A 12,774-nucleotide genomic window follows, 5' to 3' on the forward strand; every position below is an offset into this window, starting at 1 on the left:
TGCACAGATAAATTGAATCCTGTCCGGACACGTCCGGGCATCCGTATGACAGACTCAGGAAATAGCTATGCAACAGTTACAGAGCGTTATTGAATCCGCCTTTGAGCGCCGTGCTGACATCACGCCCGCCAGCGTCGACAGTGCCACCCGTGATGCGATCAATCAGGTGATTGACCTGCTGGATAGCGGCGAGCTGCGCGTCTCTGAAAAAATCGATGGCGAATGGGTAACGCATCAGTGGCTGAAAAAAGCGGTGCTGCTGTCGTTTCGCATTAATGACAATCAGGTTATGGAAGGGGCTGAAACCCGCTTCTATGACAAAGTCCCGATGAAATTTGCCGGCTGGGATGACGCGCGTTTCAAAGCGGCAGGTTTCCGTGTAGTGCCGCCTGCGGCCGTGCGCCAGGGCGCTTATATTGCGCGTAACACCGTGCTGATGCCCTCTTACGTCAACATTGGGGCTTTTGTTGATGAAGGCACCATGGTTGATACCTGGGCCACCGTGGGCTCGTGTGCTCAGATTGGCAAAAACGTGCATCTTTCCGGCGGCGTGGGTATCGGCGGTGTGCTGGAGCCACTGCAGGCTAACCCGACCATCATTGAAGATAACTGCTTTATCGGCGCGCGCTCTGAAATCGTTGAGGGTGTGATTGTCGAAGAGGGCTCGGTGATCTCGATGGGCGTTTACATCGGGCAGAGCACTAAAATTTACGACCGTGAAACCGGTGAAGTGCACTATGGTCGCGTTCCGGCCGGTTCAGTGGTGGTCTCTGGCAACCTGCCGTCGAAAGATGGCAGCTACAGCCTCTACTGCGCGGTAATCGTGAAAAAAGTGGATGCTAAAACGCTGAGCAAAACGGGTATCAACGAACTGCTGCGTACCATCGATTAACCTCCCGGCGTTATTCTTCTTCTGATGACGGTACCGGAAACAGTGCCGTCATTTTTTCTTTACAGCCTGCCTGATATAACCTGTTTTGCGCCGCAAATTAACTGGTGCGTTTACTTTTCAAACAGTTCATAATCCGCGCCAGTTAATGCCGGACGCGCACTGTCTGACCCGGTTTTTCGTCTAAAGTTTATAAGTATGCCGTAAGCGTTCCGGATCCAGCCTGGAACGATTGATGACATGTCTGCGCGCTCACTCACTCTCAGAGGGAATTTAAACGCCATGTATGACAACCTGAAAAGCTTAGGTATCAGCAATCCTGAAGACATCGATCGTTACAGTCTGCGTCAGGAAGCGAACAATGACATCCTGAAAATCTATTTCCGCAAAGATAAAGGTGAGTTTTTCGCCAAGAGCGTGAAATTCAAATATCCGCGCCAGCGCAAAACCGTGGTGGCCGAGCATAACGGTCAGGGTTTCCGTGAAATTCAGGAGATCAGCCCTAACCTGCGGTATGTTATCGATGAGCTGGATCAGATTTGCCAGCGCGATCGGGTTGAAGTGGATCTGAAGCGCAAGATCCTCGACGATCTGCGCCATCTGGAGAGCGTGGTCTCAAATAAGATCGCTGAAATTGAATCCGATCTCGATCAGCTGACCCGCAACAGTCGCTGATCGGTTTACTGACCGCTTTCAGGCCAGCGCAGCTGGCCTTTTTTATGCCTGTTCATCCAGCTGCAGCGCCACATACAGCAGCAGCCGATCGTCAAAATTACCGAGATCCAGCCCGGTCAGCTCTGAAATCCGGTTCAGGCGATACTCCAGCGTATTGCGATGAATAAACAGCGCGCGTGCCGTGGCGCCAGGCTGTACGTTATGGCTGAACCAGGCAAGCAGCGTTCGCCGCAATAAACCGTTGGTATCGATGCTTCTGAGTTTTTCCAGCGGGCGTGCCAGTTCACCGGCCTGCCAGCCGCCACGCAGGCTGTCGAGCAGTACCGGCAGCACCAGATCCTGATAAAAAAAACTGCGCTGCTCCGGCATACGCTGCTTACCCACTGACATAGTGGTGCGGGCTGTACGCCACGAGCGCGCAATGCCGCCCGGACCCGGAAAATAATTGCCCAGCGCAATCCGCATGCGCACCTGGCCGCTTTCTCGCATGCGCTGCAGCAGCTGGTCAACGCGCCGGCGGTGATCGTCGTGATCGTAACGGCCGTGAGCGTTCAGCGCAGGTTTCAGTACCACCATCTCCGTCAGTGATACAATGGCGATCAGGTTATCGCGATCCGGTGTGGTAAGCAGCGTTTGCAGCTGCTGCAGCTCTGACATTGCGCTGTCCACACCGAGCTGGCCGCTATCCACTTCCACCACCGCCACCACGCGTGGCTGGTTAAGATCGATGCCCAGCCGCTGCGCCCATTCGTTCAGGGTTGGCGAGAGCGTGTCACTGCGGATCAGGTTGAGCACCAGCTCTTCACGCAGGCGGCTATCCTGCGCCAGCAAATGCAGCAGCCGCGCCTGCTCCAGCATCATCTCTGCCGTCATGCAGACCAGTTCACCATAGTGCCGCAGGGCAGCAGGTTCTCCGGTCAGCCCGATAACGCCCACAATACTGCCTTCAATACGCAACGGCAGGTTGATGCCAGGCCGCACACCGTGCAGATGCTTGGCTACCGCTTCATCGATATCCACTACCCTGCCCTGCGACAGTACCAGCAGCGCGCCCTCATGCAGCTCGCCGATACGTTCACGGTCGCCGCTGCCGATGATGCGCCCGCGCGCGTCCATCACATTGACATTGCTGTCGATAATTTTCATGGTGCGCGCAACGATATCCTGCGCCAGACGCGCATCAAGATGAGAAGTTGCCATGGATCACTTCCTGAGCAAGAGGCAAACCGACAGAATACGCATCCTGATGGCTGCTGACATTGTGCAATTGCACATAGTGGCGGAGAGATTGCGGGAAATGTTACCGGGCGCACAAAAGAAAAAAGGCGAGCCGCAGCCCGCCCTGTTTATGCACCGGGAATTACTGCATCAGCAGATAAAGCGACGCGTCGCCGCGCAGAATGTTGAGCGCCAGTACAGGCGGTTTCGTGTCGAGGATTTTACGCAGTTCGCCCAGGTTGCTGATCGCCTGCTGGTTAACCCCGAGGATGATATCACCTTTCTTCAGGCCGATACGTGCGGCCGCGCTGCCTGCCTTCACGCTGTCAACGCGCACGCCTTTGTGGCCATTGCTCTCCACATTACTGAGATCGGCGCCTTCAATACCGGTGTAAATGGTCGCCGACTGTACTTTGTCTTTGGTACTCTGCTGCAGCTCAACCGTCACGCTCTGAGATTTACCCTCGCGCAGCAGACCCAGCTGCAGTTTGGTGCCCGTCGGCAGCGAGCCCACTTCGGCACGCAGGGCAGCAAAGCTGCTCAGCGGCTTGCCATTCAGTGAAACCACTACGTCGCCGGCTTTTACGCCTGCTTTTGCCGCCGCAGAACCTGGCAGTACCTGGCTGACAAAGGCGCCGCGCTGGGCATCAACCTTCATCGCTTTCGCCAGTTCTGAGTTCAGCTCGGTACCAAGGATCCCCAGCTCACCGCGTTTTACCTGACCAAACTCCACCATCTGCGCCGTCAGGTTTTTGACCATCGAGCTGGGAATAGCAAAGCCGATACCGATGTTACCGCCATCCGGTGCCAGAATAGCCGTGTTAATACCAATCAGCTCGCCGTTCAGATTAACCAGCGCGCCGCCCGAGTTACCGCGGTTAATGGCGGCGTCGGTCTGAATGAAGTTTTCATAATTTTCCACATTCAGGCCGCTGCGTCCCAGCGCAGAGACAATGCCGGAGGTCACGGTTTCACCCAGCCCATAGGGATTGCCAATGGCAACGGTGTAGTCGCCTACCCGCAGCGTATCGGAATCGGCCATTTTAATGGCGGTCAGGTTTTTAGCATCCTGCAGCTGGATCAGGGCAATATCAGACTGCGGATCTTTACCGATGATTTTAGCTTCATAGCGGCGACCATCGCTGAGCTGAACCTGAATTTTTGTGGCGTTATCCACTACGTGGTTATTGGTAACCACGTAGCCTTTTTCAGCGTTAATAATGACGCCGGAACCCAGCGCGCGGAATGGCTGTTTTGGTGCATTGCCGGGTGCGCCCTCATCTGCACCGCCGCCCTGGCAGAGCGGCGATCCCTGAAACGGGGATCCATCCTGACAGAACGGTGAATTATCGCCAAAGAACTGCTGGAACTGCTGCGGCATACGCGGGGTGTTTACCGCCGTACTGCCCTCAACGTTGATGCTCACCACGGAAGGCATCACTTTTTCCAGCATGGGTGCCAGGCTTGGCAGCTGCTGACTGGAGGAGGAAGCCGTCTCAGCGGCAAACACTGCAGCAGGCGCGCACGCCATACTCAGACTCAGTGCCAGCGCACTCAGCATCAATCTGTTTTTTTTCATTCGTTTTTTCTCTCTGAAAGTTGCAGCCTGACCATTGCTGTGGCCGTCATAACGGAGATAAATTTTATACGCAAAAAAGACGATAAAGTTTTGCCTAAAGGTAAATATTTATGCGTCATCTTTACAAAACTGGCCCTATTCTACTGCCATCATCCGGCGATATTCATCCCATGCGTAATTATCTGTCATGCCGCTGATATAATCCTGAATAAGACGAAAGCGATAATAGCGCTCCCACAACAGCCGCTGATATTTATGTTCTACAATGCGCGCACGCATCTGCTGCTGATATGCTTTTCGGTGTTTGCCGGAAAGTTTATGAAACAGGCGCGTTTCAATAGGATGACCCGCCAGATAATCGTCATTCATTAACGTAGTAAATTGCTCATAATCGAGCTGCATCAGCGACTGATAGATTTCCAGCAGACCTTTAATTACCCGGTAGCCCTGCAGCTCCAGCTGCTCTACCTCAGGATGATTGAATACCTGCTGGCGCGCCACGGTTTTAAACAGCTTCAGCAGGCGCCCTTCATCACCGTCATCTTCCAGCAGGGCGTGATTGAAATTGCCGGCAAAAATTGCCGGCAGGTTATCAACAAAGCGCCGCACGGCGTGACCCACCAGCAGATTCTGTACATTGACGCGCAGTGACATAAAAAACTGGTCGCTGATGCTGCGCCGTTTTTTCTGATTCGCCTCTTTCCAGGCTTCACCAATGGTGCGGCTAAATGCATCACCGGGAATAAGCGGCCCCCAGGCTTTGACCAGCGCGTGATAGAGCGTATCCACGGTAAATATCGCTTTTTCAACGGCGTCATCCAGATCGGCAATACAGTATGAAATATCATCAGCCGCCTCCATTATCCAGGTCAGCGGGTAGCGATGATGTTCTGCCAGATCGGTGGCGGCGCGCAGCTCTGCAATATATTCCCGTTCAGAGAGATAAAAGCCGGTTTTTTTCATCAATACGCTGAATTCAGCCGGCTTCTCCCCCTGCCACCAGGCAGGCGCGGTATATTTCAGAATGCAGGCGACCTGTGCATAGCTGAGGTTAAGCTGCAGCAGCGTATGGACCAGCCGAATCGCCTGCGCATTCCCCTCAAAATTGCACAGATCCTGACGAATCATTGCATTCAGTTCGCTAAAGTCAGCCTGCTGCTCGTCGCTGGCCACGCCGGCGACCAGCGGATCGACCAGTTCTGCCGGCAGATTATCTTCAAACCAGTCATTAATCGCCGCTTCGCCAAAATGACCAAACGGCGGGTTGCCGACGTCATGCAGCAGACAGGCCATCTCGACCAGCGTCTCCGCAGCGCCTTCAAAACCGTCCAGGCCATACAGCTCCAGCCCGCCGCCCTGCGTTTTCAGGGTATGCAGGATCTCTTTGGTGATGTAACGCCCGGTCTGCTGGACTTCCAGCGAATGGGTCAGCCGCGAGCGCACCGCTGCGTTACGCTCCAGCGGAAATACCTGGGTTTTCTGCTGCAGCCGGCGGATAGCGGCGGAGTTAATAATCCGGCCGCGATCGCTCTCAAAATGGCGGGTAATCGCGTATTCGCCTTCCGGCGCTTTACGGCTGGTATAAGGGCGCGTGAAACCGATCTTCTTCCTGAAATTAATCGCCACCATAGCGGGCCCTCTTTTTGGTGAATTCATCGCTTTGAAGCCATGATAGACTATGCCTCAGTTTCCTCTTAAACATCTATAAACACAGCGAGATTCTTTATGAAAGCAGGCATTATTGGCGCGATGGAGCAGGAAGTTACCCTGCTGCGTGACAAAATTGAAAACCGTCAGACGCTGAAGCTGGCCGGCTGTGAGATCTATACCGGTACCCTGAATGGCGTTGAGGTTGCCCTGCTGAAATCAGGAATCGGGAAAACGGCTGCCGCGCTGGGCACAACCCTGCTGCTGCAGCTCTGCAAACCCGATCTGGTGATCAATACCGGCTCCGCGGGCGGCCTTGCGCCGACGCTGCAGGTCGGGGATATCGTGGTATCCGATGAAGTTCGCTACCACGATGCCGACGTCACGGCTTTTGGCTATGTGCCGGGCCAGATGGCAGGCTGCCCGGAAGCGTTTGTAGCGGACAGCCAGCTGGTTACGGCCGCAGAGCAGACGATCAGCGAGCTTCAGCTGAACGCCGTGCGCGGGCTGGTGGTCAGCGGTGACGCGTTTATCAACGGTGCAGAACCTTTAGCCCGCATCCGCTCGCTGTTCCCGCAGGCGATCGCCGTGGAGATGGAAGCCACCGCCATTGGCCATGTCTGTCATCAGTTTAACGTACCGTTTGTGGTGGTACGCGCGATCTCTGACGTGGCCGATAAAACATCCCACCTGAGTTTTGATGAGTTTCTCAGCGTGGCAGCCCGACAATCCTCCCTGATGACAGAACGCCTGCTGGCCCGGCTGACGCATGGCTAAGTGGCTGTTCACCGGGCTGCTGCTGCTCTGCAGCGGCCTGGTTTTTGCTGCTCCGCGCGTTATTACCCTCGCTCCGCATCTTACAGAAATGGCCTTTGCCGCCGGTATCACGCCGGTGGCGGTCAGCGCCTGGTCCGACTATCCATCCGCTGCCCGGACGCTGCCACAGGTGGCGAACTGGCAGGGCATCGGGATTGAGAAGGTGCTGCAACTGAAACCGGACGTGGTACTGGCGTGGCGTGGCGGTAATCCGGCCCGTCAGATTGAGCAGCTGCAGCATGCTGGCGTCAATGTGATATGGATTGATCCACAAAGCCTGGATGAGATGATTGATGCCGTGCAGTCGCTGGCGCGCTGGAGCCCGCAGCCGGAACAGGCTGTTTCAGCGGCGCAGGCGCTGCGGGCACAGGCGGCGGCATTGCGCCAGCGCTACCGGCACGCTGACCCGGTGGCGCTGTTTCTGCAGTTCGGGCAACAGCCTTTGTTTACCGCTTCACGAAATACGCTGCAAAATGAGATCGTTACGCTGTGCGGCGGGCAGAATATTTTTGCCGACAGCAGGGTAAGCTGGCCGCAGGTCAGCCGGGAACAGGTGCTGACACGGCAGCCGCAGGCGATTGTTATCGGCGGTGATACCGCTCAGGCCGCCAGCGTCCTCCGGTTCTGGCAGCCGCAGCTCAGCGTCCCGGTGATTGCCATCAACCCTGACTGGCTGAGCCGTCCCGGTCCGCGCCTGCTGCTGGCGGCGCAGCAGCTCTGCTCTGTTCTGCATCCGGTAAAAAAATAAGCGTAAACGCATAAAGTTCAGCCGGTATTTGTCGACAATTAAGAAAGCAGGCACGGCAGCCACGTAAGCTCTGTGCCCTTTTAGCGCAACGCGCTTTTGACTACACCAGGAATTAATCATGACCCGAGCTGTGCTGCTGGCCATTATGCTGGCGGGCGCTGCGTCCGCCACGGCGGCAGGCACCACCGGCTCGATTGCGGTGTCGCTGACTATCGTGTCACGCTGCACTGTCTCATCCGCCGGTGCACCCGGGCTGCCTGCCGCTGACTGCGGCGGCGGCAGCGGCGCTCAGCCGCGTATTTCCCGGCAGACGCTCACCGGCGATGCGCGCCGGCACGACACAACACAATTAGTCACTATTGAGTGGTAGGACTGGCTGCCGGAACGGCAGCCAGATCGGCATCAGATGCTGAAAGAGGAGCCACAGCCGCAGGTGGTTTTAGCATTGGGGTTGGTAACAATAAAGCGCGAACCTTCCAGACCTTCAGTGTAGTCCACCGATCCGCCCACCAGGTACTGCAGGCTCATCGGATCCACTACCAGCGATACGCCCTGCTTTTCGATGGTCATATCGCCATCGTTCATCTGGTCATCAAAGGTAAAACCGTACTGGAAGCCACTGCAACCGCCGCCGGTGATATAGACGCGCAGTTTCAGCGCCGGATTCTCTTCATCCGCAATCAGATTTTTTACTTTGTTGGCTGCTGCATCGGTAAACTGCAAGGGCAGCGCTGCTACGTCATCACTCATGTTTTACTCCGGGTAAACGTCCAGGTCAGAAAACAACCTTAATCACGCTATTATCTGCCAGCCGCCCGGTGCAATCAAGTAGCGCCCTTGACACTGTGTGCCCCTGAAATGAACTACAGTTTAAACCCTGAGTGCGCGAGGCCCCGGCTGCGCGCCGCGTGACGGTTCACCGTCGCGGCATCTTCCCGTAGAATGGCGGGAAGATTTTTTCCAAACAGCTGGAGCCGAACCATGAGTAAGTCAGAAAATCTGTACACCGAAGCGCAACGTCTTATTCCCGGCGGCGTGAACTCCCCGGTGCGCGCGTTTACCGGTGTTGGCGGCGTACCGCTGTTTATTGAACGCGCCGACGGTGCCTTTTTATATGACGCAGATGGTAAAGCCTATATCGACTATGTCGGTTCGTGGGGCCCGATGGTACTGGGTCACAACAACGCGACCATTCGCAATGCGGTCATTGAGGCTGCTGCGCGTGGCCTGAGCTTTGGTGCGCCGACGGAAATGGAAGTAAAAATGGCGGAGCTGGTGTGCGAGCTGGTACCGAGCATGGATATGGTGCGTATGGTGAACTCCGGTACGGAAGCGACCATGAGCGCCATCCGTCTGGCACGCGGCTTCACCCATCGCGACAAAATTATTAAATTTGAAGGCTGCTACCACGGCCATGCCGACTGCCTGCTGGTTAAAGCGGGTTCCGGTGCGCTGACGCTGGGTCAGCCGAACTCCCCTGGCGTGCCGGCTGATTTTGCCCGCCATACTCTGACCTGCACCTATAACGATCTCGCCTCCGTGCGCGCGGCGTTTGAACAGTATCCGGACGATATCGCCTGTATTATTGTGGAACCGGTCGCCGGCAACATGAACTGTATTCCGCCACAGCCTGATTTCCTGCCGGGCCTGCGCGCGCTGTGCGATGAATTTGGCGCCCTGCTGATTATCGATGAGGTAATGACCGGTTTCCGCGTGGCGCTGGGCGGCGCCCAGGCCTACTACAACGTGACGCCTGACCTGACCTGCCTCGGTAAAATCATCGGCGGCGGCATGCCGGTCGGCGCATTTGGTGGCCGCCGTGACGTGATGGACGCGCTGGCACCCACCGGCCCGGTCTACCAGGCGGGCACGCTGTCAGGTAACCCGATTGCGATGGCAGCCGGCTTCGCCTGCCTGACACAGATCGCCCAGCCAGGCACGCACGCCACGCTGACCGAACGCACCACCCAGCTGGCTGAAGGCCTGCTGGCTGCCGCACAGGCAGAAAATATTCCGCTGGTGGTTAACCACGTGGGCGGCATGTTTGGTCTGTTCTTTACCGATGCTGCCAGCGTAACGTGCTACGCAGATGTGACCCGCTGTGACACAGAGCGTTTTAAGCGCTTCTTCCATCTGATGCTGGATGAGGGGATCTACCTGGCCCCATCCGCTTATGAGGCGGGCTTTATGTCGCTGGCGCATACGCCGGAAGATATTGAGCGCACCGTTGCTGCGGCACGGCGCTGCTTTGCGCAGCTGTAATGGTTGCTCTGAAGAGCGCCCTGCTCTGCCCTGACAGGCCATAACAAAAAGGTGCGCCGCGGCGCACCTTTTTTATATCACGCCCGGCGCAGCAGCCAGATAAAATAGGGGGCGCCAAAGAAGGTCGCCATCAGCCCTGCCGGGATCTGATCCGGAAACGCCAGCATTCTGCCGCACCAGTCAGCGACCAGCATCAGCCCGGCGCCGATCACGCCAGCCATCATCATCTGCGGCAGCGCGCGCCGGAAGCCGAGCATCCGCACAATATGCGGCGCCATCAGCCCGATAAAGCTCAGCGGTCCCACCGTCAGCGTTGCGGCAGCGGTCAGTGCGGCCGCCAGCAGCAGCAGCAGCAGCCTTGAGGCAGTCAGCGACATCCCCGCTGAACGGGCGGTTGCGCTGCCGAGCGGCAGCAGCGTCAGCCAGCGGCTTGCCAGGGGCGCCAGCGCAACCAGCACCAGAGCGATAGCCGCACTCTGCAGCGCCTGCGGCAGCGTAATGTTATAGGTGGAGCCCGAGACCCAGCTCAGCAGCCCCGCCATGCGCGGATCGCCACTCGCCATCAGCAGCATCAGCAGCGTCGCAAACGCGCTGTTCAGCGCCATCCCTGCGAGCAGCATACGCTGCGGTGAAAAGCCCCCCCGGCTGGCAACCAGCATAATCACGCCGAGCGTTAATGCGCCTCCGGCTATCCCTGCCGGCAGCAGCCACGCCAGCGCATCGCCTGGCACAAAAAACAGCATCAGCACGACGCCGCATGCCGCCCCGGAGCTGATACCCAGCACTTCCGGGCTGGCCATCGGGTTGCCGGTCAGACGCTGGATCAGCGTGCCCGCCACGCCCAGCATTAACCCCACCGCCAGCGCCGCCAGCACGCGCGGCGCGCGCCACGGCAGCAGCTGCTGCAGCATGTCACCGCTGACCCATGCCCAGCCTGTGGCGTTACGACCAAAACTGATCCCCGCAATCGTCAGCAGCAGCAGCACGGCCAGCCCCGTCAGCACCCAGTGCAGGACACGCTGACGCTCGGCCGGCACCCGATCGCCGCTGTTCATTTCCGGCGGCTGAGACCCGGCACGCAGTCGCGGCAGCAGCCACAGCAGCAGCAGCACGCCGGTCAGCGCCGTCGCCGTCCCGGTCGAAATCTCACGCCAGTACACCGTGAGCCACTGCACCGACTGATCGGCCAGCCACAGCAGCAGGGCGCCAATCAGCGGAGCCAGCAGAATGCGGCTGAGCAGCCGCCGCGCGCCCAGCATTTTTGCCAGCAGCGGCGCAAACAGGCCGATAAAACCGATAATGCCGGCAATGTTCACCAGCTGCGCGCTGAGCAGAATTGCCAGCGCAAGCGCGGCAACGCGCGCGACGGAAAGCGACAGGCCAAGATTTTTTGCCACGCTGTCATCCAGTCCCATCAGCGTCAGCGGACGCAGCAGCGCCAGCGTCAGCACAAACGCCAGCAGCAGCCGGGGCCAGAGCAGCGCCACGTTGTGCCCGTCCAGCTGATTAAGCGCCCCGGTACTCCAGAGGAACATATTCTGCAGCTGATCGTGATTAAAAATGGCAAAGACCTGATTAACCGCGCCGGCGTACAGGCTCAGAACCAGCCCGGCAAGGATCAGCGTCACCGGTGAAAGCCGTCTGCCCCACGCCACGCCAAACACCAGCACGCCGACCAGCAGCGCCCCGCCTGTCGCGGCAAACTGCTGCGTAAGCTCACCACCCGGCAGCTGCCACAGCGTGGCAACGGTAATGCCCAGCTGGGCGCCGGAGGAGATGCCGAGCGTGGCAGGCTCTGCCAGCGGATTACGCAGCACCTGCTGAAACAGCAGGCCCGCCAGCCCCAGTCCGGCACCGAGCAGCAGCGCCAGTGCCAGACGCGGCAGCAGACTGTAGTGAAATACCATCTGGTGAATTGCATCGGTATCGGGCGTGAAAAGCGCCTGCGGCCACTGCGACAGCGGCAGCGTGTGCTGCAGGTTGATACCCGTCAGCAGCAGTGCGACAGCAAACAGCGTGCTCAGCAGCGCCGCGGGAAACAGAGAGATACGCATTAGCGGGACTCCAGCGCGCTTTCCAGCACGCGTACAAAACGCAGGGCGGCCAGCGTGGCGCCGTAATACCATACGGCCGGTACGCGCCGGAAGCGGCCCGCGCGTACAAACGGCAGCGCCTGCCACAGCGCGGTGCGGGTCACCTGCTGCATATCGCGTTGATTATCGTGGTCAAAGCAGAGCACTTCAACGTTGCCCACCTCTGCCAGCCGCTCCAGGCCAATCACCGCGCTGCCCCAGTAGCTGGTTTCTCCCTGCCAGGCGCTGGTAAGGCCGAGCCGCTGCATCACATCAAGAAACAGGCTGTTTTGTCCGAAGACAATGGCGTGCCGGCTGTCGAGCAGCGACATCAGCAGGATCGGGCGTCCGGCCCATCGCTGCAGGCGCGTCCTTGCTGCCGCCAGCTGCTGTTCTGTCTCCTGCAGATGCTGCTCCGCCTGCGCTTCGCGGCCAATGCGCGCACCCAGCTGCCGCAGCGAGCGTTGTGCGGCGCTGAACGGTTTACCGTCACCGCTGTGAAGCGAAAAACCCAGCGTCGGGGCGATGTGCTGCAGCGTTTCTGCTGTCGGACCAAAGCCGCTATAGTACAGAATCAGCGAGGGCTCCAGCTGCGTCATCAGCTCCAGATTAGGTTCACCACGCAGCCCGATATCAATCGTGCTGGCGGGCAGCGGCGGCTCGCCAACCCAGATGTTGTAGTTATGCACGTCAGCCACGCCGAGCGGCGCCACACCCAGCGCCATCAGCAGTTCAGCAGAGAGCCACTCCAGCGCCAGAATGCGTGAACGATCCGGCACGGCAGCACGCAGCGGCGCGCACTGCATTAACGGTGAGAGCGCCAGCGCCGTCAGCAGACGACGACGGGTCAGTGAGATCATCCCTGCTC

Annotated in this window: 12 protein-coding genes; 6 read left to right on the forward strand and 6 right to left on the reverse strand. The window is 58.3% G+C overall.

Features of this window, described 5'->3' with window-relative positions; translation table 11 throughout:
- The first annotated feature begins 67 nt into the window (after positions 1 to 67).
- A complete protein-coding gene (gene dapD, locus BBA90_RS16520) occupies positions 68 to 892 on the forward strand; it encodes a 2,3,4,5-tetrahydropyridine-2,6-dicarboxylate N-succinyltransferase (RefSeq protein WP_065650091.1) in 825 nt (274 codons plus the stop codon).
- A gap of 279 nt (positions 893 to 1,171) precedes the next feature.
- Entirely contained in the window at positions 1,172 to 1,564 is a 393-nt protein-coding gene (locus BBA90_RS16525) for a DUF3461 family protein (RefSeq protein WP_065650092.1), read from the forward strand.
- 42 nt (positions 1,565 to 1,606) lie between these two features.
- Here the strand turns inward: BBA90_RS16525 and BBA90_RS16530 are convergent, their stop codons facing one another.
- The 3 genes from BBA90_RS16530 to dgt all read right to left on the reverse strand — a co-directional run bounded on the left by BBA90_RS16530 (position 1,607) and on the right by dgt (position 5,990).
- On the reverse strand, positions 1,607 to 2,764 hold the full coding sequence (locus BBA90_RS16530; RefSeq protein ID WP_065650093.1) for a CdaR family transcriptional regulator: 1,158 nt from the start codon (positions 2,762 to 2,764) through the stop codon (positions 1,607 to 1,609).
- Between the two features lie 160 nt (positions 2,765 to 2,924).
- On the reverse strand, positions 2,925 to 4,361 hold the full coding sequence (degP, locus tag BBA90_RS16535; protein ID WP_065650094.1) for a serine endoprotease DegP: 1,437 nt from the start codon (positions 4,359 to 4,361) through the stop codon (positions 2,925 to 2,927).
- A gap of 135 nt (positions 4,362 to 4,496) precedes the next feature.
- Positions 4,497 to 5,990 carry a dGTPase gene (gene dgt, locus BBA90_RS16540; protein WP_065650095.1) on the reverse strand — a complete coding sequence of 498 codons (1,494 nt, stop codon included), beginning with the start codon at positions 5,988 to 5,990 and terminating at the stop codon, positions 4,497 to 4,499.
- A 96-nt stretch (positions 5,991 to 6,086) separates the two neighbouring features.
- On the opposite strand from dgt, the gene mtnN reads away from it, so the two are divergent.
- From mtnN to BBA90_RS16555, 3 genes are all read left to right on the forward strand, one after another.
- Positions 6,087 to 6,785 carry a 5'-methylthioadenosine/S-adenosylhomocysteine nucleosidase gene (gene mtnN, locus BBA90_RS16545; RefSeq protein WP_065650096.1) on the forward strand — a complete coding sequence of 233 codons (699 nt, stop codon included), beginning with the start codon at positions 6,087 to 6,089 and terminating at the stop codon, positions 6,783 to 6,785.
- On the forward strand, positions 6,778 to 7,572 hold the full coding sequence (btuF, locus tag BBA90_RS16550; protein ID WP_065650097.1) for a vitamin B12 ABC transporter substrate-binding protein BtuF: 795 nt from the start codon (positions 6,778 to 6,780) through the stop codon (positions 7,570 to 7,572). Before mtnN ends, btuF begins: the two co-directional genes overlap by 8 nt.
- Positions 7,573 to 7,690: 118 nt before the next feature.
- Positions 7,691 to 7,942 (forward strand): hypothetical protein, encoded by a 252-nt coding sequence (locus BBA90_RS16555; RefSeq protein WP_065650098.1) that lies wholly within the window; start codon positions 7,691 to 7,693, stop codon positions 7,940 to 7,942.
- Between the two features lie 32 nt (positions 7,943 to 7,974).
- On the opposite strand, the gene erpA is transcribed toward BBA90_RS16555, so the two are convergent.
- The gene (gene erpA / locus BBA90_RS16560; protein WP_039382693.1) at positions 7,975 to 8,322 is read right to left on the reverse strand and encodes an iron-sulfur cluster insertion protein ErpA; all 348 of its coding nucleotides are present in this window, start codon (positions 8,320 to 8,322) and stop codon (positions 7,975 to 7,977) included.
- A gap of 231 nt (positions 8,323 to 8,553) precedes the next feature.
- On the opposite strand from erpA, the gene hemL reads away from it, so the two are divergent.
- Complete coding sequence (hemL, locus tag BBA90_RS16565) at positions 8,554 to 9,834, forward strand: glutamate-1-semialdehyde 2,1-aminomutase (RefSeq protein WP_065650099.1); 1,281 nt, start codon at positions 8,554 to 8,556, stop codon at positions 9,832 to 9,834.
- Positions 9,835 to 9,911: 77 nt separating this feature from the next.
- On the opposite strand, the gene fhuB is transcribed toward hemL, so the two are convergent.
- Positions 9,912 to 11,888, reverse strand: a complete 1,977-nt coding sequence (gene fhuB / locus BBA90_RS16570) for a Fe(3+)-hydroxamate ABC transporter permease FhuB (protein WP_065650100.1) — start codon at positions 11,886 to 11,888, stop codon at positions 9,912 to 9,914.
- Positions 11,888 to 12,766 (reverse strand): Fe(3+)-hydroxamate ABC transporter substrate-binding protein FhuD, encoded by an 879-nt coding sequence (gene fhuD, locus BBA90_RS16575; protein ID WP_065650101.1) that lies wholly within the window; start codon positions 12,764 to 12,766, stop codon positions 11,888 to 11,890. Before fhuD ends, fhuB begins: the two co-directional genes overlap by 1 nt.
- Positions 12,767 to 12,774: the final 8 nt, after the last annotated feature.

The sequence above is a fragment of the Pantoea eucrina genome, from assembly GCF_001691555.1.
GTDB classification, from domain to species: domain Bacteria; phylum Pseudomonadota; class Gammaproteobacteria; order Enterobacterales; family Enterobacteriaceae; genus Pantoea; species Pantoea borealis.